This window comes from Erwinia sp. HR93 (genome assembly GCF_034555055.1).
GTDB classification, from domain to species: Bacteria; Pseudomonadota; Gammaproteobacteria; order Enterobacterales; family Enterobacteriaceae; genus Apirhabdus; species Apirhabdus apintestini.
This window is the reverse complement of the sequence record NZ_JAXUDP010000001.1, coordinates 3,317,548-3,337,274: the sequence shown is the minus strand read 5'-3', so window position 1 is coordinate 3,337,274 and position 19,727 is coordinate 3,317,548. Positions and strand designations below refer to the sequence as shown.

16 protein-coding genes are annotated in these 19,727 nt (G+C 52.9%); 12 read left to right on the top strand and 4 right to left on the bottom strand.

The window, feature by feature from the left end:
* Nucleotides 1-5: 5 nt before the first annotated feature.
* The 5 genes from prfA to kdsA are packed head-to-tail and all read left to right on the top strand — an operon-like array spanning nucleotide 6 to nucleotide 4,036.
* Entirely contained in the window at nucleotides 6-1,088 is a 1,083-nt protein-coding gene (gene prfA / locus SFA31_RS15565; RefSeq protein ID WP_322838804.1) for a peptide chain release factor 1, read from the top strand.
* Entirely contained in the window at nucleotides 1,088-1,930 is an 843-nt protein-coding gene (gene prmC / locus SFA31_RS15560) for a peptide chain release factor N(5)-glutamine methyltransferase (RefSeq protein ID WP_322838803.1), read from the top strand. Before prfA ends, prmC begins: the two co-directional genes overlap by 1 nt.
* Before the next feature lie 3 nt (nucleotides 1,931-1,933).
* On the top strand, nucleotides 1,934-2,323 hold the full coding sequence (gene sirB2 / locus SFA31_RS15555; protein ID WP_322838802.1) for an invasion regulator SirB2: 390 nt from the start codon (nucleotides 1,934-1,936) through the stop codon (nucleotides 2,321-2,323).
* 2 nt (nucleotides 2,324-2,325) lie between these two features.
* The gene (sirB1, locus tag SFA31_RS15550; RefSeq protein WP_322838801.1) at nucleotides 2,326-3,135 is read left to right on the top strand and encodes an invasion regulator SirB1; all 810 of its coding nucleotides are present in this window, start codon (nucleotides 2,326-2,328) and stop codon (nucleotides 3,133-3,135) included.
* 46 nt (nucleotides 3,136-3,181) lie between these two features.
* Nucleotides 3,182-4,036, top strand: a complete 855-nt coding sequence (gene kdsA, locus SFA31_RS15545) for a 3-deoxy-8-phosphooctulonate synthase (protein ID WP_322838800.1) — start codon at nucleotides 3,182-3,184, stop codon at nucleotides 4,034-4,036.
* A gap of 627 nt (nucleotides 4,037-4,663) precedes the next feature.
* Here the strand turns inward: kdsA and chaA are convergent.
* Nucleotides 4,664-5,767, bottom strand: coding sequence for a sodium-potassium/proton antiporter ChaA (gene chaA / locus SFA31_RS15540; protein WP_322838799.1), 1,104 nt, complete (start codon nucleotides 5,765-5,767; stop codon nucleotides 4,664-4,666).
* 297 nt (nucleotides 5,768-6,064) lie between these two features.
* On the opposite strand from chaA, the gene chaB reads away from it, so the two are divergent.
* Nucleotides 6,065-6,292 (top strand): putative cation transport regulator ChaB, encoded by a 228-nt coding sequence (gene chaB / locus SFA31_RS15535; RefSeq protein WP_322838798.1) that lies wholly within the window; start codon nucleotides 6,065-6,067, stop codon nucleotides 6,290-6,292.
* Between the two features lie 33 nt (nucleotides 6,293-6,325).
* On the opposite strand, the gene SFA31_RS15530 is transcribed toward chaB, so the two are convergent.
* On the bottom strand, nucleotides 6,326-6,679 hold the full coding sequence (locus SFA31_RS15530) for a DsrE/DsrF/TusD sulfur relay family protein (RefSeq protein WP_322838797.1): 354 nt from the start codon (nucleotides 6,677-6,679) through the stop codon (nucleotides 6,326-6,328).
* 263 nt (nucleotides 6,680-6,942) lie between these two features.
* On the opposite strand from SFA31_RS15530, the gene SFA31_RS15525 reads away from it, so the two are divergent.
* Complete coding sequence (locus tag SFA31_RS15525; RefSeq protein ID WP_322838796.1) at nucleotides 6,943-8,385, top strand: YchO/YchP family invasin; 1,443 nt, start codon at nucleotides 6,943-6,945, stop codon at nucleotides 8,383-8,385.
* Here SFA31_RS15525 and narL read toward each other — a convergent pair.
* Nucleotides 8,382-9,032: a two-component system response regulator NarL gene (gene narL / locus SFA31_RS15520; RefSeq protein ID WP_322838795.1), complete on the bottom strand. Its 651-nt coding sequence runs from the start codon at nucleotides 9,030-9,032 to the stop codon at nucleotides 8,382-8,384. The genes SFA31_RS15525 and narL overlap by 4 nt on opposite strands.
* On the bottom strand, nucleotides 9,025-10,806 hold the full coding sequence (gene narX, locus SFA31_RS15515) for a nitrate/nitrite two-component system sensor histidine kinase NarX (RefSeq protein WP_322838794.1): 1,782 nt from the start codon (nucleotides 10,804-10,806) through the stop codon (nucleotides 9,025-9,027). Before narX ends, narL begins: the two co-directional genes overlap by 8 nt.
* A 309-nt stretch (nucleotides 10,807-11,115) precedes the next feature.
* On the opposite strand from narX, the gene SFA31_RS15510 reads away from it, so the two are divergent.
* From SFA31_RS15510 to narI, 5 genes are all read left to right on the top strand, one after another.
* Nucleotides 11,116-12,513: a NarK family nitrate/nitrite MFS transporter gene (locus SFA31_RS15510; protein ID WP_322838793.1), complete on the top strand. Its 1,398-nt coding sequence runs from the start codon at nucleotides 11,116-11,118 to the stop codon at nucleotides 12,511-12,513.
* 374 nt (nucleotides 12,514-12,887) lie between these two features.
* A complete protein-coding gene (locus tag SFA31_RS15505; protein ID WP_322838792.1) occupies nucleotides 12,888-16,634 on the top strand; it encodes a nitrate reductase subunit alpha in 3,747 nt (1,248 codons plus the stop codon).
* Nucleotides 16,631-18,166 (top strand): nitrate reductase subunit beta, encoded by a 1,536-nt coding sequence (narH, locus tag SFA31_RS15500; RefSeq protein ID WP_322838791.1) that lies wholly within the window; start codon nucleotides 16,631-16,633, stop codon nucleotides 18,164-18,166. Before SFA31_RS15505 ends, narH begins: the two co-directional genes overlap by 4 nt.
* Nucleotides 18,163-18,873: a nitrate reductase molybdenum cofactor assembly chaperone gene (narJ, locus tag SFA31_RS15495; RefSeq protein ID WP_322838790.1), complete on the top strand. Its 711-nt coding sequence runs from the start codon at nucleotides 18,163-18,165 to the stop codon at nucleotides 18,871-18,873. Before narH ends, narJ begins: the two co-directional genes overlap by 4 nt.
* The gene (gene narI, locus SFA31_RS15490; RefSeq protein ID WP_322838789.1) at nucleotides 18,873-19,550 is read left to right on the top strand and encodes a respiratory nitrate reductase subunit gamma; all 678 of its coding nucleotides are present in this window, start codon (nucleotides 18,873-18,875) and stop codon (nucleotides 19,548-19,550) included. The genes narJ and narI overlap by 1 nt, the downstream gene beginning before the upstream one ends.
* Nucleotides 19,551-19,727 lie beyond the last annotated feature (177 nt).

Genomic DNA, 19,727 nt, shown 5'->3' with positions numbered 1-19,727 from the left:
CACCTATGAAGCCTTCTATTGTTGCCAAACTGGAAGCTCTGCAAGAGCGTCACGAAGAGGTACAGGCGCTGCTGGGCGAAGCCGATATTATTGCGGACCAGGAGCGCTTTCGCGCACTTTCTCGCGAGTATGCGCAGTTAAGTGATGTATCTCGCTGCTTTTTGCAGTGGCAGCAAACCCGCAGCGATATTGAAACCGCACACACGCTGTTGGATGACCCGGAAATGCGCGATATGGCGCAAGAGGAACTGACGGCGGCGCAGGCGCAGGAAACCCTGCTTGAGCAACAACTGCAAGTTTTGCTCCTGCCGCGCGATCCCGATGATGAGCGTAATGCGTTCCTGGAAGTGCGCGCCGGCACGGGCGGCGATGAAGCAGCGCTTTTTGCCGGCGATCTCTTTCGTATGTATAGCCGCTATGCGGAAAGCCGTCGCTGGCGTGTAGAAATTATGAGCATGAATGAAGGCGAGCACGGCGGTTATAAAGAAATTATCGCCAAGATTAGCGGTGAGGGCGTATACGGGCGGCTGAAGTTTGAGTCTGGCGGTCATCGCGTGCAGCGAGTGCCTGCGACTGAGTCGCAGGGGCGTATTCATACCTCTGCCTGCACGGTAGCGGTAATGCCTGAATTGCCTGAAGCTGAATTGCCGGATATTAATCCGGCGGATTTACGTATCGATACCTTCCGCTCTTCAGGCGCGGGCGGGCAGCACGTCAATACCACTGATTCTGCTATCCGCATTACACACTTGCCTACAGGCATTGTTGTCGAGTGCCAGGATGAGCGTTCTCAGCATAAAAACAAAGCGAAGGCGCTGGCGGTGCTCGGTGCGCGCATCCGCGCGGCGGAGGTGGCGAAGCGGCAGCAGGCAGAGGCCTCTACGCGTCGTAACCTGCTTGGCAGCGGCGATCGCAGCGATCGTAATCGGACATATAATTTTCCCCAGGGGCGGGTAACCGATCATCGTATTAACCTGACGCTATACCGGTTAGATGAAGCGATGGAAGGCAAACTGGATATGCTGATAGAGCCTATTGTGCAGGAGTATCAGGCCGATCAGCTGGCGGCGCTGGCCGGTCAGGAGTAATGGATTATCAATCCTGGCTGCGTCAGGCGGCGCAGCGGCTGACGCACAGCGACAGTCCCCGACGCGATGCGGAGATACTGCTGGCGCATGTGTCGGGAAAGGCGCGCACTTTCATTCTGGCGTTCGGAGAGACGGTACTTAAGCCTGACGATCTTGCGCTGCTGGAGGCGTTACTCATCCGGCGGGAAGCCGGAGAGCCCGTTGCGTATTTAACCGGTGAGCGCGAATTTTGGTCGCTGCCGCTAAGCGTTTCGCCAGCCACGCTTATTCCGCGTCCGGATACCGAGTGTCTGGTTGAACAGGCGCTATTGCGCCTGCCCGCGCGCCCTTGTCGTATTCTGGAGCCAGGGACCGGCACTGGCGCAATTGCGCTGGCGTTAGCCAGCGAACGTCCGGACTGTGCGATTTTGGCCTGCGATCGGGTTCCTGAAGCGGTAGCGCTGGCGCGGCATAATGCCCACAAACTTGGGCTAAACAATGTTCAGGTTATTCAGAGCGACTGGTTTAGCGCCATTAGCCAAAGCGACTTTGATCTGGTGATTAGCAATCCGCCGTATATTGACGCTCGCGATCGGCACCTGACGTTAGGCGATGTGCGCTTTGAGCCGCACAGCGCTTTGGTTGCCGCGGAAGAAGGGCTTGCGGATTTACGCGTGCTGATTGATGAAGCCAGAGCGTATCTAAAGTCAGGCGGCTGGTTGCTTTTGGAACACGGCTGGACTCAGGGGAAAGCGGTGCGCGCGTTATTTCGGCAGGCGGGATATGAGCAGGTAGAAACTTATCGCGACTATGGCCACAATGAGCGCCTGAGTATCGGGCAATTTAGGTTTCAACAGAGGTAGAATATGGGCGCATATGCGGCGATTAAACATCTGCATATCCTGACCGTGGTAATTTCAGTTTCACTTTTCGTGCTGCGCTATTGGTGGCAGTATCGCGCTTCGCCCGTCGGACAAAAGCGCTGGGTGCGCATTGTGCCACATATCAATGATACCGTTTTGCTGTTAAGCGGCGCGGCGTTGATGACAATTGCGCGCTTTTGGCCGTTTACGCCGCAGGGGGCGTGGCTGACTGAAAAACTGTTTGGCGTTATTATCTACATCGTTTTGGGCTTTATTGCGCTGGGGCGACGCCCGCGCAGTCAGCAAATCCGCTGGTTCGCGTTTCTGCTGGGATTGGTGGTGTTGTACGTCATCATTAAGCTCGCCACCACAAAAATACCGTTACTGGGGTAAGTATGGAGTCGTTGGCCGATTTCGAATTCAATCAGGCGCCGCTGTGCGAGGGCATGATTTTAGTTTCTCAGCTTATTCGTGAGGATTTTCCGACACAGCACGTTCGTAGCCAGCTTGAACAATTAGCGCGGCTCGCCAGGGAAGAGATCTGTGAAGGATTACATCATGATGTTCAACTGGAGAAACTGTTGGCGCTGTTTTACGGCGAATGGGGCTTTCGCGATGCAGACGGCGTTTATCGTCTTTCCGATGCGCTCTGGCTCGATGAAGTCCTGAAAAAACGGCAGGGCAGCGCTGTGTCGCTGGGGGCTATTTTGCTGTGGGTGGCAGAACGTCTGGGGATCCCGCTTATGCCGGTTATTTTTCCGACTCAGCTTATCCTGCGCGCAGACTGGATGGACGGCGAGATGTGGCTAATTAATCCATTTAACGGCGATACGCTGGATGAGCATACGCTTGAAGTGTGGCTTAAAGGGAATATTGGGCCTGCGGCACAGCTTTACGATGAAGATTTAGATGAAACGGACAATGCGGGCGTTATTCGTAAACTTCTGGATACGCTGAAAACGTCGTTAATGGAAGAGCAGCAAATGGAAATGGCGCTGCGAGCCAGCGAAGTTTTATTGCAATTTAACCCGGAAGATCCGTATGAAATTCGCGATCGCGGTTTGATTTACGCGCAGCTTGACTGTGAGCATGTTGCGCTCAGTGACTTAAGCTATTTTGTTGAGCACTGCCCGGAAGATCCTATCAGCGAAATGATTAAAGCGCAGATACATTCTATTTCACATAAACAGATTACGCTGCACTAAGCAGCCGGGCGCGGCCCGTTTCCAATTTGATCAGTAAGGCGGACGTATGAAACAGAAAGTGGTTAGCATTGGCGACATTCAGGTGGCGAACGACCTGCCATTTGTGCTGTTTGGCGGCATGAATGTACTTGAATCACGTGAACTGGCAATGCGAGTTTGCGAGCATTATGTCAATGTGACGGACAAGCTGGGAATACCTTACGTATTTAAGGCGTCTTTTGATAAGGCTAACCGTTCTTCTATTCACTCATACCGCGGCCCGGGTCTGGAAGAGGGGCTAAAAATCTTTCAGGCGCTAAAAGACGCTTTCGGCGTCAAAATTATTACAGATGTTCATGAGCCGCAGCAGGCAGCGCCGGTGGCAGAAGTCGTCGATGTTATCCAGCTCCCCGCTTTTCTCGCGCGCCAAACCGACCTGGTGGAAGCCATGGCAAAAACCGGGGCGGTGATAAACGTGAAGAAGCCTCAGTTCGTCAGCCCCGGTCAAATGGGTAACATCGTGGATAAATTCCATGAGGGCGGTAATGACAAGGTGATTCTGTGCGATCGCGGTAGTAACTTCGGCTATGACAACTTGGTGGTTGATATGCTGGGCTTTGGCGTGATGAAAAAAGCGACCCACAATGCGCCGGTTATTTTTGACGTCACTCATGCGCTGCAGTGCCGGGATCCGTTTGGCGAAGCGTCCGGTGGCCGCCGCGCCCAGGTAGGGGAGCTGGCGCGTGCCGGTATGGCCGTTGGCATTGCCGGGCTGTTTATCGAAGCGCATCCCGATCCATTACACGCGAAATGTGACGGTCCTTCCGCGCTGCCGCTGGATAAACTGGAGCCATTCCTGCTACAAATGAAAGCGATTGACGATCTGGTAAAAAGCTTTCCGGCACTGGATACCAGCAGCTAACCCTGGCCGATATGCGTTGCCAAAATGAAAAGGAGCCGATGGCTCCTTTTTTGCTGTTCCATGCAAAGGCCACAGCCGCAGCCTGATGCTGGCTAACTTTGTTAAAGGCTGGCCTGAACGAACTCTGACTGCCTTCCTGGTAACGGATGATATTCATTGAATAAATTTTAATGAACGTGCCTGCCTGATGGCATGACCTGATTTATGACGCCTGGGGTTTACTTCACTGGCTGTTAAACCCGTGATGGACTGTAAGAAGATACCGGGTAATTAGCATAACCTTGACGGCTGTCGTACCCGTAGCGCTTCGGGGGCATGTATAGGTAATAAGGTGATGATATATTCGGCCCATTTGCCAGGCTCGGCTAATATTTCTTAACCTCGGAACCCATCTATATCAGTGCGGCGGTTCTTCGTTTATTTAGCTCTGGCTTTTTGCATGTTAAAAAAAACAGAGGGTTGGATTAAAGATATGTAGTGACAACGTCACGCGCAATAGTGTGTGGATTGTTGGTAAAACCATGGGGCAAACCAGTAAGGTACTCAAATAGTCAGAAGCCATATCGGCTGTAGCAAAGGCAAGGGGCGACCTCCACGCGGTAGCGGGAGGTCTGGAGCAATAATTCGTCAGGCAAAAATTGTCATGAGGTAAGCGGCAAACAGCGCCAGATGCGCTGCGCCGTTCAGGACATTGGTTCTTCCGGTAGAGAATGCGATTTGGCATAGCATAAGCGCAGAGAGCATGACAACAATCTCAGAGGTATTTAGCGCAAACTGCAGGGTATTGCCGGTGATAATCGCGATAATGGTGACCGTGGGCACGGTTAACGAAATCGTGGCCAGCACCGAGCCGAAAAACAGATTCATTGCCCGCTGCGCCTGATTATTCATTACGGCACGAATTGCGCCTAGCCCTTCCGGTGAAAGTATTAGCAGTGCTATCAGGAAACCTGAGAAAGCGGCGGGAGCATGTAGCCTGTTCAGTAACCCTTCAAGCGGCACTGCGTTCATTTTGGTCACGGCAATAACGGCAACCAAATGTACAATCAGCCATATCGCATGCCAGGCGCTACTGTGGGCAGACGGCTTACCGTGGTGCGGGTCGTCGTCGTCGGCTTCATCTTCATGCTCATACACAAACAGGCTTTGGTGAGTCCGCGTCTGAATGAGTAAGAAAATACCGTACATGGCGGCGGAAATCGCGGCAACTAACAGCGACTGCCCGATGGTAAAGTTGCCGCCCGGCAATGTTGCCGGGAAAACCAGCACGATAACAGCGAGCGGAAACAGTGCGATAAGATATTGCTTGATGCCATACAGATTGACGTACTGCGTGGCAAATTTTCGCCCCCCCATCAGGAGTGCGAAGCCAACCAGTCCGCCGGTTACAATAAGAATAATGGAGTATAGGGTATCGCGCATTAGCGTTGGTGCGGCTCCGCCCGTTGCCATGAGGGCGGAGATAAGACTTACTTCCAGAATCACGACAGACAGACTCAGAATGAGCGATCCAAACGGTTCCCCCAGCCGATGCGCCAGCACATCGGCGTGGCGCACAACGCTAAAAGCGCTGCTTAAGATACCAATAAGCGCTAAAAGGTTAATTCCGATAAGCATCGCCATCGACTGACTGGAGCTCCAAAATAGCAGCACCGTTAGTGCGGCGATCGGGAAGATAAGCGATGTTTCCTTGTGACGAGTTTTCACCGCTTCCGCGGGCGCTTTTGTCATTCTGTATGCTCCATAATATCGGTGTTTGGCTTATACCATTATCAAGATGAGTGATTATCACATCACCTTAGCAAAAGAAGCTATTTCTTGCGACATTTTTACGAATATTTACCGCATACGGCAGTTGAATAATATGAGGCTCTGATAATGTCCTCTTATCCTGATTTTATACTTTATTAACATTTAGTTGCAGAATTGATTTTCTAAATTTTGCCAGACGCTGGCGCCAGGCGTTCTCGCTGACCATACTAACTCTTATGGCGCTATTACTAGTGAATCAGGCTCAGGAGAATAAGTATGCCGTACCGCTCAACCCAGCAGCTTCCGGATGGAGTCAAACATGTTCTGCCCGCTCACGCGCAGGAAATTTATAAAGAGGCGTTTAACAGCGCATGGGAAGAATATAAGGATAAGTCTGCGCGGCGGGATGACGCCAGCAGGGAAGAAACCGCGCATCGGGTTGCCTGGGGCGCGGTAAAGCAAGTTTATGAAAAAGGCGATGACGGTAAATGGCATTCCCGTTAGCCTGAGCGCCGTGTAATGGGCGAGGGCAGTGAGTTAGAATGTCAGCACTTTATCAGCTTCTAGTGTCCAGGCTGCCAGTTCTGTTAACGTGCCGATTGTTACACCGTCAATTAACGGCAGGGCGCTCACGCCGCGCGCATCGGCGCATGTCTTACACACTTTTACTGGAATGTTCTGGGCAGTAAGTATTTCCAGCATTTGCTGAATATTATATCCTTCATGAGGCGTCTGGCCGTTCAGCCCGGCAGTCACTGCATCTGACATTAAAAATAGTCGTAATGTTAGCGCGGTATCCTGCTCACGTAGTGCGATTGCGAGACGCAGGCTATTAAATAGTGCTTCGCTGCCGTAGGCTGCGCCATTGGCGATAATAACCATATTTTGCATGTTAACTCCTGTTTAACGTGGGCGATATATAAGGCAAAGGGAAGGATGAGTATAAGCCGCCTTGCCGGGCGTCACCAGACGGCAGGAGGCGTGAGGTGCGGTATAACCCGGTTTAACCCGATATGGATTAAGCTTTATCACTTACTGATTAACAGTGCGCTAACCCATTGTGTTTTCAGAGAGATGTACCCTGGCTGTACGGGAGAGAATGATATACTGGATGGAAGTTTATTCACCTGAAATCCTGATATCTTAATGACGTAATGCCCTATTTTTATCGATTAATCGCCGTGTGCGCTGCTTTATTAAACGCTTCCCCCTGCGGCGCTATTCAGCCTGCGACTTTTATTCAGGAAGCGGAAAATCCCTTTGACAACGACGGCGATAATCTGCCCGATCTCGGCTATGCGCCGGTACAGCGTTCCGACGCGTTAGAAAATAGGCTGGCGACAATGGCAAAAGCCTTTGGTGAAGCCAGTATGAAAAAAAGCGATCTCGATACCAGCGACAGAGCTCGTCAGTTTGCCTTTACACATCTTCGTGATGTATTAGCCAGCCATATTACATCCGGCGCGAAGTCATTACTTTCGCCGCTAGGTAAAGCTGATGTTGCGCTGCAAATGGATCAGGAGGGTAATTTTAACGGTAGCCGGGGGTCATTGTTTACGCCATTACTGGATAATGAAAAGGTGCTTACCTGGAGCCAGGTCGGTGTGAGCCAGCGTACACAAGGGTTAGTTGGAAATATCGGCCTCGGGCAGCGCTGGGTTGCGGGAGACTGGCTGCTCGGTTACAACACTTTTTATGACAGCACGTTACGCGATAATTTGCAGCGGGCGGGATTCGGCGCCGAGGCCTGGGGCGAATATTTACGCCTCTCTGCGAATTATTATCAACCGCTAAACGACTGGCAGCTGAGCGAATATACCCAGGAACGGCGCAGTGCGCGCGGCTACGACGTCACGGCCCTGGCGTGGCTACCCTTTTACCGCCATATCCAGACGAGTCTGAGCCTTGAGCAATATTTTGGCGACAGCGTCGATTTGTTTAATAACGGCGCTGGCGCGCGCGATCCCATGGCCGTGAAATTGGGGGTAAATTACACGCCGGTCCCACTCTTGACCTTTACTGCCATGCACAAACAGGGCGAAAACGGTGATACGCAGGATAACCTGGGGCTGAAATTCAACTATCGCTTTGGCGTTCCGCTCTCAAAGCAGTTATCGGCAGATGAAGTCGCGGCAGCAAGCTCCCTGCGCGGCAGCCGCTATGATGCGGTAACGCGCTCAGCGACGCCGGTTGTTTCACTGCGTAAAACTAAAACGTTATCGGTCTATTTGGCAACGCCGCCCTGGCAGCTAAACTCCGGCGAAACGGTGGCGCTGAAAATTCAGGTACGCTCACGCTTCGGGATCCGGCAAATTTCCTGGGAAGGCGACACTCAAACGTTAAGCCTGACCGCACCCGCGAAAACAAATAACCCTGACGGCTGGACCGTTATTATGCCTGTGTGGCGTGATGAAGCCGGTGAGAAAAATAGCTGGCGGCTGGCGGTAACCGTTGAGGATGGGGAGGGGCAGCGTGTGACGTCTAACTGGATAACGCTGCGGCTTGATGAACCTCTGCGGGCTTTCCCAAAAGAAGATACCCGCTGGCAGTTAATTCCCGGTAGCGACGAATTAACGGGTTACCGGGACGTGGACTAAAAAATACGCTCCTGGTGAACCCAAACCGCGGCTTCAACCCGTGATTTTAGCTTCATCTTTTTCAGCAAATGCTTAACGTGAACTTTAACCGTACTTTCGGTGATATCCAGCCGACGGGCGATCATTTTGTTAGGCAAACCCTGAGCGATTAACTTAAGAATATCTCGCTCGCGCGGGGTAAGCAGAGAGACGTCGCGGTCGGAGGTTGAACGATTGGCACGCAGGCTGGCAGCCAGTACTGGCGTTAACGTTTCGCTTAACACCATTTCCCCAGCCGCAGCTTGCTGTAGCGCCTTAAGCAGCTCTTCAGGCTCCATATCTTTAAGCAGGTAGCCGTCGGCACCGCGTTTTAACGCGGTAACGACGTCCTCTTCGTGATTGGAAACGCTAAACACGACGATACGACCAGACAGGGTTTTCTCACGCAGCCTGTCGAGCGTTTCAAGGCCGTTCATACCGGGCATGTTCAAATCCAGCAGAATCAGATCCGGATCGAGGCTCTCCGCCATTTCCACACCCTGTTCGCCGTTGCCGGCCTCACCCACGACCCGGATGTCCGGTGCCATGCTGATAAGCTGCTTGACGCCGGTGCGCAGCATGGGGTGATCGTCAATCAGCAAGATGGTTGCTGCGTCCTGATTACTCATTTTTTGCTCCTGTAACGGAAGAGGTTTGAGGTCCGGGAATAAAGTCCACGATGACTTCAGTTCCCCCGCCATCGCGTGGCCGAACCTGGCAACTGCCTTTCAGGCTGTGCGCGCGGTCACGCATAATAATTAGACCATAGTGATTGCTGCGCTCACCGTTACCGGTAATCCCACAGCCGTTGTCCCATATTATAAGGCGTACCTGACCACCTTCCTGTGATACGGATATGCCTGCCGCGCTTGCGTGCGCGTGTTTAAACGTATTGTTAAGCGCTTCGCGCGCAATTTGAACCAAGTGGATAGCCTGATTTCCCGGCACACAGCGTGGGGGCAGCCGATAATCCAGCGTAACCGGAAAACCAAGACGTGCGGAAAACTCCTGACTGCTTGATTCAAGGGCAGGGCGCAGGCCCGGCTCTGTCAACTGCAGGCGAAATGTGGTGAGCAATTCGCGTAGCTGACGCCATGATGTATTCAACTCACCGCGGATTTGACTTAGAAGCTCGCGGCTGGACGCTGGGATTGTGTCTCCCTGCATTTGCAGGCAGCTTACCTGCATTTTCATACAGGAGAGCGATTGTGCGATGGAGTCGTGCAACTCACGGGCGATTGCCGCACGTTCTTCCATAACAATCAGCTGCTGCTGGCGCTCATTCTGTCGCTCCAGCGCCAGCGTCGTAGTGAGCAGTTCTATTAGCGTTTCTAGCATTTGCTGCTGATCGTTATTTAACGTATTTCCAATCGGAAGCTGGGCTAAAATCAGGCCGTATTGAGTATGGCTATCCGTCAGGCGCCACTTCAGCGAGGTGCGCTCTTCTAGCGATGATACAATTTCTTTACCCTGATGATGATAATCGTTATCCGGGCGAAGCGTGTATTCCTGATAATTTTCTTCATCATTATGTTCGTAAACCCGCAGCTCAATATCACGCAGGGGAGTGAGTTGTTGCAAGTCGTTAAGCACTGGGGTGACGCGTTGGGTAAATGTGGCGGGTGAATGAAGATGGCGACTTGATTGATATAAGAAAGACAGCATTTGATTGGTACGCTCAAGCCCCCGGGTTTTCTCCATTACGCGCTGTTCCAGAACCGCGTAGCTTTCGGCCAGTTCTGTCGACATGGTATTAAGGGCGCTGGCGAGCGTCGCCATTTCATCGCGTCCACTCAGTTTTACCTGATAGCTAAAATTACGGCGCCCAATGGCGTTAGCCATAGAGAGTAATTTTTTCCAGGGCTGTAGCAGGCGCTTACGAAGCCATATCACCGTGAAAATCAGCAGCAAGCCCATAAAGACGATCATGACCTGTTGCAGTATGACAATACGCTGAATGCGCTGCTCGGTTGTTTTATCGAAAGAAGAGACCAGGCTGTCGATTTGATTAACGAAGACGGTTATTTTATTTCTGACTTCATCTCTGTCGCGAGCGCGCTTAAGCGCCGGTGCCAATACGCCGCGCCAGTAATCACTTAGTGCGTTAAGCTGGCGAATCTGACCGTCCCGCTCCGCTGCGCGGCGCAGTTCACCGCTGTCCGCTGTGCGCGACATCTCTTCGAACAGACCTGCATCTTGTGGGCCAATCGGCACCGTGGCCAGCAACCGATAACTTTGCATACGCAGCGAGCCTGCTTTGTTGATCGCGTGAGCGCTGCCGCGAATACCCTGGCCGAGCCATCCGGCGGTACCCAGCCCGGTGACGCCGAGTGCGGCAAGTAGAAATACAACCAGTGCGAGTTGATTGGCAAGAGTGAGCGGGGTAAAGTCGCGTCTGAGCATGGCGTGTGTGCTCCGGTTGATTGAGGGCAGGCCGGTCGGAGTATTCTTAAACATCCCCGGGAGTATACCCATACCTACAAAGTACTACTCCTTAATTGCCAATGGTGGCATAAGGTAATCCTGTAAGTCATGGAAAAAGGCCAGTGTCGTGAAAGAAAACGGCTTTTTCCGGTCAACTTTCTACCCATTAAGGGTCATGGTGTATTTTTGAGCGCCGGAAAGAGCGCTTATCCCTTGATTTGCATCAACTTCACTTCATTCGTTGCGCCTATCGTGGCGACAGATATTCCTAATAATTTCGAGGTGTGTATGTCTCAGCCTGCCGTTACCACCAGGTCATCCGGCGCAATGATTACCGACTGGCAACCAGAAGATGCCGCATTCTGGCAGTCTCGCGGTCATCGTATCGCAAGTCGTAACCTGTGGATTTCAGTTCCATGTTTACTTCTGGCGTTCTGCGTCTGGATTTTATTTAGCACGGTTGCCGTTTACCTCAATCGCGCGGGGTTTAACTTTACCACCGACCAGTTATTCATGCTGACGGCGCTGCCGTCCGTATCGGGGGCACTGCTGCGCGTACCGTACTCCTTTATGGTACCGCTGGTCGGCGGTCGCCGCTGGACCGCATTGAGCACCGGGATCCTAATTATTCCCTGTGTCTGGCTTGGATATGCGGTGCAGGATACCAGCACGCCTTTCCAGACCTTCATCATCATTGCTCTATTATGCGGCTTTGCCGGTGCTAACTTTGCTTCCAGTATGGCAAATATCAGCTTCTTTTTCCCAAAACAGAAGCAGGGCGGAGCGCTGGGGATTAACGGCGGCTTAGGCAATATGGGCGTGAGCGTGATGCAGCTGGTTGCACCGCTGGCTATCTCAATGTCTATTTTTGCATTTGCCGGGGGTGGTCAGGGCGTTACGCTGGAAGACGGTTCTCGCCTTTATCTGGAAAATGCCGCATGGGTTTGGGTCATTCCGCTGGCAATTTTTACTCTTGCAGCATGGTTTGGTATGAATGACCTTGCGACCTCAAAAGCATCATTAAAAGAGCAGTTGCCGGTGCTGAAACGGGGCCATCTGTGGATAATGAGCCTGCTCTATCTGGCTACTTTTGGCTCATTTATCGGTTTTTCAGCAGGGTTTGCGATGCTGTCTAAAACGCAGTTCCCTGAGGTCAGCGTCATGCAATTTGCCTTCTTTGGTCCGTTCGTCGGCGCGCTGGCGCGTTCCGCTGGCGGGGCTATTTCTGACCGCTTTGGTGGGACGAAAGTTACGCTGATAAACTTTATATGTATGGCTGTTTTCAGCGCACTGCTATTCCTTACGCTGCCAGGTGCCGGCAATAGCGGTAATTTCACCGCGTTTTTTGGCGTTTTCCTGCTGTTATTCCTGACGGCGGGTCTGGGCAGTGGCTCAACCTTCCAGATGATTTCCGTTATTTTCCGTAAGATTACGATGGAGAGCGTCAAAGCAGCCGGTGGAAGCGATGAGCAGGCAACGCGTGAAGCGGCGACGGATACGGCGGCGGCGCTTGGATTTATTTCGGCGATCGGTGCGATCGGCGGATTCTTTATCCCGAAAGCATTCGGTACTTCCCTGGAGTTAACCGGTTCCCCGGCCGGCGCCATGAAAATATTTCTAGTGTTTTACATTGTCTGCGTCATCGTGACGTGGGCCGTGTATGGACGCAAAGCGAAAAATAAATAATTTCTGTTATATAGCGCGGCTTTTGCCGCGCTTTTTTATGTCTGCAAATAGTTACAACATACTAAAAATTATGCGTGATTTCATACCGCTAACGTATGCGCTCTTAACAACAATACAGAAATACCCCTAAATACCTAAGATTGAAAAAATGGCTTACTAAAATAAAGTAATTTCAATTTTAAATCATATATTTCAATTAGTTAATTGGGTTATTTGGCTACCACTTAGGTGGTAGTGTGTTTGGCGGGGCATTAAGACATACCCGAAGGCGTTGATCGTCATCAATTCCACTAAACGTCGCGCGCGCTAACGTGCGGGCCAATCCAGCCATGCCGATTTATGAGAGCCTCAGGCTCCACATCAGGAGACTTCCGATGAGCAAATTTCTTGACCGGTTTCGTTACTTCAAACAGAAGGGCGAAACCTTTGCCGATGGTCACGGCCAGACGCTAACGACCAATAGGGATTGGGAAGAGGGGTACCGCCAACGTTGGCAGCACGATAAAGTCGTGCGTTCCACCCACGGCGTTAACTGTACAGGCTCATGTAGCTGGAAGATCTTCGTAAAAAATGGATTAGTCACTTGGGAAATGCAGCAGACGGATTATCCCCGCACTCGCCCTGATATGCCTAATCATGAACCGCGCGGCTGCCCACGCGGTGCCAGCTATTCCTGGTATTTGTATAGCGCAAATCGCCTAAAATATCCGTTAATGCGTAAGCGTTTGATTAAGCTATGGCGTGATGCGAAGACGCGCCACAGCGATCCCGTAGACGCCTGGGCGTCAATTGTCGAAGACACCGCTAAAGCAAAAAGCTATAAACAGGCGCGCGGTCGCGGAGGGTTTGTGCGCTCCTCCTGGCAGGAAGTGAATGAGCTGATTGCCGCTTCTAACGTCTACACGGCTAAAACATACGGGCCGGACCGTATCGCCGGCTTTTCTCCGATCCCGGCGATGTCGATGGTTTCTTACGCCTCCGGCGCTCGCTATCTTTCGCTGATTGGTGGTATTTGCCTGAGCTTCTACGACTGGTATTGCGATCTGCCGCCCGCGTCGCCAATGACCTGGGGTGAGCAGACCGACGTACCTGAATCCGCAGACTGGTATAACTCCAGCTACATAATGGCATGGGGTTCCAACGTACCGCAGACCCGCACACCGGACGCCCACTTCTTTACAGAAGTTCGCTACAAAGGGACTAAAACGGTTGCCATCACGCCAGATTATGCGGAAATCGCTAAACTCTGCGATCTGTGGCTTGCGCCGAAGCAGGGAACCGACAGCGCAATGGCGCTGGCGATGGGACACGTGATGCTACGTGAGTTTCATCTGGACAACCCGAGCCAATATTTTACTGACTACGTCCGTCGCTACACGGATATGCCGATGCTGGTCATGCTTGATGAGCGCGATGGCTATCATGTCCCAGGTCGCATGCTGCGCGCTGCCGATCTTGTGGATGCCCTCGGCCAGGAAAACAACCCAGAATGGAAAACGGTTGCCTGCGATGAGCGCAGCGGTGATTTAGTCGCGCCGCAGGGCTCCATTGGTTTCCGCTGGGGAGAAAAAGGCAAATGGAACCTGGAACAGCGCGATGGCGCTTCAGGTAACGATACTGAGCTGCGCCTGAGCTTACTGGGAAGCCATGATGAAGTCGCTGAAGTCGCGTTCCCTTACTTCGGCGGAGAAGGCACCGAGCATTTTAATCGCGTCGAGCTGGAAAATGTGCTGATGCATAAACTGCCGACTAAGCGCCTGACGCTGGCCGACGGCAGTAGCGCGCTGGTGGCAACGGTATATGACCTCACACTGGCAAACTACGGTCTGGACCGCGGTTTGGATGACGCCAACTGCGCCAGCAGCTATGACGATATCAAGGCTTACACGCCCGCATGGGCTGAGCAAATTACCGGCGTTTCCCGCCAGCAGATAATTCGTACCGCCCGCGAGTTCGCGGTAAACGCGGATAAAACGCACGGCCGCTCAATGATTATCGTCGGCGCGGGGCTGAACCACTGGTATCACCTCGACATGAATTATCGCGGCCTGATCAACATGCTGATTTTCTGCGGTTGTATCGGCCAGAGCGGAGGCGGCTGGGCGCACTATGTTGGCCAGGAGAAATTGCGTCCGCAAACCGGCTGGCAGCCGCTGGCGTTTGCACTGGACTGGCAGCGGCCGCCGCGTCACATGAACAGTACCTCTTTCTTCTATAACCATTCCAGCCAGTGGCGCTATGAGACGCTGACGGCGCAGGAATTGCTGTCGCCGCTGGCGGATAAATCCCGCTATACCGGGCATCTGGTTGACTTCAACGTGCGCGCTGAGCGCATGGGCTGGCTGCCGTCCGCGCCGCAGTTAAACACTAACCCACTGCATATCAAAGCAGCGGCGGAAGCGGCAGGCATGTCGCCGGCGGAATACACGGCGAGCGCGCTGAAATCCGGCAATATCCGCTTTGCTTCTGAGCAGCCGGATGAAGGCGGCAACCATCCGCGGAATCTGTTTGTCTGGCGCTCAAACCTGCTCGGTTCTTCCGGTAAGGGCCATGAGTATATGCTGAAATACCTGCTGGGTACCGACCACGGTATTCAGGGGAAAGATTTAGGGCAGCAGGGCGGCGTAATGCCGGAAGAAGTGGAATGGAAAGATAATGGTCTGGAAGGAAAACTGGACCTGGTTGTGACGCTGGATTTCCGTCTGTCCAGTACCTGCCTGTATTCAGACATCGTGCTGCCAACCGCGACCTGGTATGAAAAAGACGACATGAATACCTCGGATATGCATCCGTTTATTCATCCACTGTCTGCCGCGGTCGATCCCGCCTGGGAGTCTAAAAGCGACTGGGAAATCTATAAAGGCATTGCGAAGAAATTCTCAGAAGTCTGCGTGGGGCATCTGGGCAAAGAAACCGACGTGGTTACGCTGCCAATCCAGCACGACTCCGCCAGCGAACTTGCACAGCCGCTGAGCGTGCAGGACTGGAAAAAAGGTGAGTGCGACCTGATACCAGGTAAAACGGCGCCGCATTTAATGGTGGTGGAACGCGATTATCCAGCAACCTATGAGCGCTTTACTTCCATTGGTCCGCTGTTGGAAAAAATCGGTAACGGCGGTAAAGGCATCGCCTGGAACACCCAGAGCGAGATGGACCTGCTGCGTAAGCTGAATTACGAGAAAGCGGATGGCCCCGCGAAAGGGCAGCCGATGTTAAATAGTGCGATTGATGCGGCTGAGATGATTCTGACGCTGGCGCCGGAAACCAATGGCCAGGTTGCGGTTAAAGCCTGGTCAGCGCTGAGTGAGTTCACCGGGCGCGATCACACGCATCTGGCTCGTCCTAAGGAAGAGGAGAAGATCCGCTTCCGCGATATTCAGGCACAGCCGCGTAAAATTATCTCTAGCCCGACCTGGTCAGGCCTGGAAGATGAACACGTTTCTTATAACGCCTGTTATACCAACGTACATGAGCTTATTCCGTGGCGCACGCTTTCCGGTCGCCAGCAGTTGTATCAAGACCATCCGTGGATGCGCGATTTTGGCGAGAGCCTGTTGGTTTATCGTCCGCCCATCGACACCCGTTCCGTAAAAGCGGTTATGGGCAACAAATCGAACGGCAACCCTGAAAAGGCGCTTAACTTCCTGACGCCGCACCAAAAGTGGGGGATCCACTCGACCTACAGCGACAACCTGATGATGCTGACGCTGTCGCGCGGCGGGCCGATTGTGTGGATGAGCGAGGTAGATGCAAAAGAGCTTGGTATTGCTGATAACGACTGGATTGAAGTCTTTAACAGCAACGGCGCATTAACCGCTCGTGCGGTGGTGAGCCAGCGTGTACCGGCGGGAATGACCATGATGTATCACGCTCAGGAACGTATCGTGAACTTGCCGGGTTCTGAAATTACCGGCCAGCGCGGCGGTATCCACAATTCGGTAACGCGTATTAGCCCGAAACCGACGCATATGATTGGCGGTTATGCCCAGTTAGCGTATGGCTTTAACTATTACGGCACGGTGGGTTCAAACCGCGATGAATTCGTAGTGGTACGTAAAATGAAAAATATTGACTGGTTGGATGGCGAAGGCAACGACCAGAAACAGGAGAGCGTAAAATGAAAATTCGTTCACAAGTTGGCATGGTGCTGAATCTGGACAAGTGCATCGGATGCCATACCTGTTCGGTCACCTGTAAAAACGTCTGGACCAGCCGAGAAGGTACTGAATACGCCTGGTTTAACAACGTTGAAACTAAGCCCGGCGTTGGTTTCCCGAACGACTGGGAAAATCAGGAAAAATGGAAAGGCGGCTGGATCCGTAAAATCAACGGCAAACTCACGCCGCGCATGGGTAACCGCGCCATGCTGCTGGGTAAAATTTTCGCCAACCCGCATTTACCCGGCATTGACGATTACTATGAGCCGTTTGATTTTGATTATCAGCACCTGCACGGCGCGCCGGAAGGAAAGCATCAGCCGATTGCGCGTCCGCGTTCGCTAATAACCGGCAAACGAATGGATAAAGTTACCGCCGGGCCAAACTGGGAAGACGATTTAGGCGGTGAGTTTGACAAACTGTCTCGCGATCGGAACTTCCAGAATATCCAGAAGGCGATGTACGGCCAGTTTGAAAACACCTTCATGATGTATTTGCCGCGCCTGTGCGAACACTGCCTGAACCCGGCATGTGTCGCGACGTGCCCGAGCGGTGCCATCTATAAGCGTGAAGAAGACGGCATTGTTCTTATCGATCAGGATAAGTGCCGTGGATGGCGTATGTGCATCACTGGCTGCCCGTACAAGAAGATTTACTTTAACTGGAAGAGTGGGAAGTCAGAAAAATGTATTTTCTGCTATCCGCGTATTGAGGCCGGCATGCCGACCGTATGTTCTGAAAGCTGCGTTGGGCGTATCCGCTATCTGGGCGTATTGCTGTATGACGCGGACGCGATTGAGAATGCGGCCAGTACGGAAAGCGAAAAAGATCTGTATCAGCGCCAGCTTGACGTGTTCCTTGACCCGAACGATCCGCAAGTCATTGCGCAGGCGCTGAAAGACGGTGTGCCACAAAGCGTTATCGATGCGGCTCAACAATCGCCGGTCTATAAAATGGCGATGGAGTGGAAGCTGGCGCTGCCGCTGCATCCCGAATACCGTACCCTGCCGATGGTCTGGTACGTGCCGCCGTTATCGCCAATCCAGTCAGCCGCTGACGCAGGCGAATTGCCGCACAGCGGCATACTGCCGGACGTTGAGAGCCTGCGCATTCCGGTGCAGTATCTGGCTAACCTGCTGACTGCCGGAGACGTTGAGCCAGTCCTGCTGGCGCTGAAACGTATGCTGGCGATGCGCCACTTCAAGCGCGCAGAAACGGTGGATGGCGTTATGGATACCCGTGCGCTGGAAGAAGTTGGATTAACTCAGGCCCAGGCACAGGAGATGTATCGCTACCTGGCCATTGCGAACTATGAAGATCGCTTTGTAGTCCCGACCAGCCATCGTGAACTGGCGCATGATGCATTCCCTGAGCGCAATGGCTGTGGATTCAGCTTTGGCGACGGCTGCCACGGTTCTGATAGCAAATTCAACCTGTTTAACAGCCGCCGTATTGATGCCGTTGACGTAACGGTAAAAACGGAGCCGCATGCATGATTGAGCTACGAGTCCTCTCCCGGTTACTGGAGTATCCGGATACTGAGCTTGTACAGCATCGGCAGGAGATGTCAGACGCGCTTAGCGCGTCTGATGTGCTGGATGCGGGCGAGGTAAATCGAGTCTGTGCCTTCATAAACGAACTGCTAACGCGGGATGTACTGGATATTCAGGCGGAGTATAGCGAATTGTTTGACAGAGGGCGTGCTACTTCACTGCTGCTGTTTGAGCACGTGCACGGCGAGTCGCGCGATCGCGGGCAGGCAATGGTCGATTTAATGGCCCAGTACGAGAGTGCAGGGCTACACCTGGACAGCCGTGAACTGCCGGACCATTTGCCACTGTATCTGGAATATCTGGCGCAGTTGCCGGAAGCCGAAGCGCGCGCCGGTTTAACGGACATCGCACCGATCCTGGCGCTGCTGAGCGCGCGGTTAAAGCAGCGTGAAAGCCGCTATGCGGTGTTGTTCGATCTCCTGCTATCGCTTGGGCACAGCGCCGTAGACGCGACGAAAGTCGGTGAGCAAATTGCCAGCGAGTCGCGCGACGATACCCCACAGGCGCTGGACGCCGTATGGGAAGAGGAGCAAGTGAAGTTCCTTGCGGACAATGGATGCGCTGAGTCTGATATCACCGCGCATCAGCGTCGTTTTGCGGGGGCCGTTGCGCCACAGTATCTGAATATTACTTCCGGGGGACAGCAATAATGCAATTCCTGAACATGTTCTTTTTCGATATCTATCCATACATTGCCGGGACTGTCTTTCTGGTAGGGAGCTGGCTGCGCTACGATTATGGGCAATATAGCTGGCGTGCCGCTTCCAGCCAGATGCTGGATCGTAAAGGGATGAATCTGGCTTCCAATCTGTTTCACATCGGGATATTGGGTATCTTTGCCGGGCACTTTTTAGGCATGCTGACGCCGCACTGGATGTACGAGGCCTTTCTTCCGATTGAGGTGAAACAAAAAATGGCGATGTTCGCCGGCGGTGCCAGCGGCGTGCTGTGCTTGGTTGGCGGGCTGCTATTGCTTAAACGGCGTCTGTTCAGCCCGCGGGTGCGGGCAACGACTACCGGTGCAGATATCCTGATCCTGACATTGTTAGTCATTCAGTGTGCGTTAGGTCTGCTGACGATACCGTTTTCGGCCCAGCATATGGACGGCAGTGAAATGATGAAGCTGGTGGGATGGGCGCAATCAGTAGTGACTTTCCACGGTGGTGCATCTACTTATCTGGAAGGCGTCGCGCCGATATTCCGCGTGCACCTGGTGCTAGGAATGACGCTGTTCCTGTTATTTCCGTTCTCGCGGCTGGTGCATATCTGGAGCGTACCGGTTGAGTATCTGACTCGGAAATATCAGCTGGTTCGCGCGCGTCGCTAACCGCCGTTTTTGCGTAACAATCTGTGAAACCCGATCTACACGATCGGGTTTTTTATTGTCAGCCAAAAATCATGTGGTTCACCGTGGCTGGCAACCGTCTGGCTCTGTTCTGGTTGCTTTGTATCCGTTATCAATAAGAAACGCCTGGCGATGGGCAATTTCTGTATTCTGGCGGTA

What these genes read in the sequence shown, in the direction of transcription:
- prfA (WP_322838804.1), top strand. Translation starts at nt 6, where the DNA reads ATGAAGCCTTCTATTGTTGCCAAACTGGAAGCTCTGCAAGAGCGTCAC.
- prmC (WP_322838803.1), top strand. Translation starts at nt 1,088, where the DNA reads ATGGATTATCAATCCTGGCTGCGTCAGGCGGCGCAGCGGCTGACGCAC.
- sirB2 (WP_322838802.1), top strand. Translation starts at nt 1,934, where the DNA reads ATGGGCGCATATGCGGCGATTAAACATCTGCATATCCTGACCGTGGTA.
- sirB1 (WP_322838801.1), top strand. Translation starts at nt 2,326, where the DNA reads ATGGAGTCGTTGGCCGATTTCGAATTCAATCAGGCGCCGCTGTGCGAG.
- kdsA (WP_322838800.1), top strand. Translation starts at nt 3,182, where the DNA reads ATGAAACAGAAAGTGGTTAGCATTGGCGACATTCAGGTGGCGAACGAC.
- chaA (WP_322838799.1), bottom strand. Translation starts at nt 5,767, where the DNA reads ATGACAAAAGCGCCCGCGGAAGCGGTGAAAACTCGTCACAAGGAAACA.
- chaB (WP_322838798.1), top strand. Translation starts at nt 6,065, where the DNA reads ATGCCGTACCGCTCAACCCAGCAGCTTCCGGATGGAGTCAAACATGTT.
- SFA31_RS15530 (WP_322838797.1), bottom strand. Translation starts at nt 6,679, where the DNA reads ATGCAAAATATGGTTATTATCGCCAATGGCGCAGCCTACGGCAGCGAA.
- SFA31_RS15525 (WP_322838796.1), top strand. Translation starts at nt 6,943, where the DNA reads ATGCCCTATTTTTATCGATTAATCGCCGTGTGCGCTGCTTTATTAAAC.
- narL (WP_322838795.1), bottom strand. Translation starts at nt 9,032, where the DNA reads ATGAGTAATCAGGACGCAGCAACCATCTTGCTGATTGACGATCACCCC.
- narX (WP_322838794.1), bottom strand. Translation starts at nt 10,806, where the DNA reads ATGCTCAGACGCGACTTTACCCCGCTCACTCTTGCCAATCAACTCGCA.
- SFA31_RS15510 (WP_322838793.1), top strand. Translation starts at nt 11,116, where the DNA reads ATGTCTCAGCCTGCCGTTACCACCAGGTCATCCGGCGCAATGATTACC.
- SFA31_RS15505 (WP_322838792.1), top strand. Translation starts at nt 12,888, where the DNA reads ATGAGCAAATTTCTTGACCGGTTTCGTTACTTCAAACAGAAGGGCGAA.
- narH (WP_322838791.1), top strand. Translation starts at nt 16,631, where the DNA reads ATGAAAATTCGTTCACAAGTTGGCATGGTGCTGAATCTGGACAAGTGC.
- narJ (WP_322838790.1), top strand. Translation starts at nt 18,163, where the DNA reads ATGATTGAGCTACGAGTCCTCTCCCGGTTACTGGAGTATCCGGATACT.
- narI (WP_322838789.1), top strand. Translation starts at nt 18,873, where the DNA reads ATGCAATTCCTGAACATGTTCTTTTTCGATATCTATCCATACATTGCC.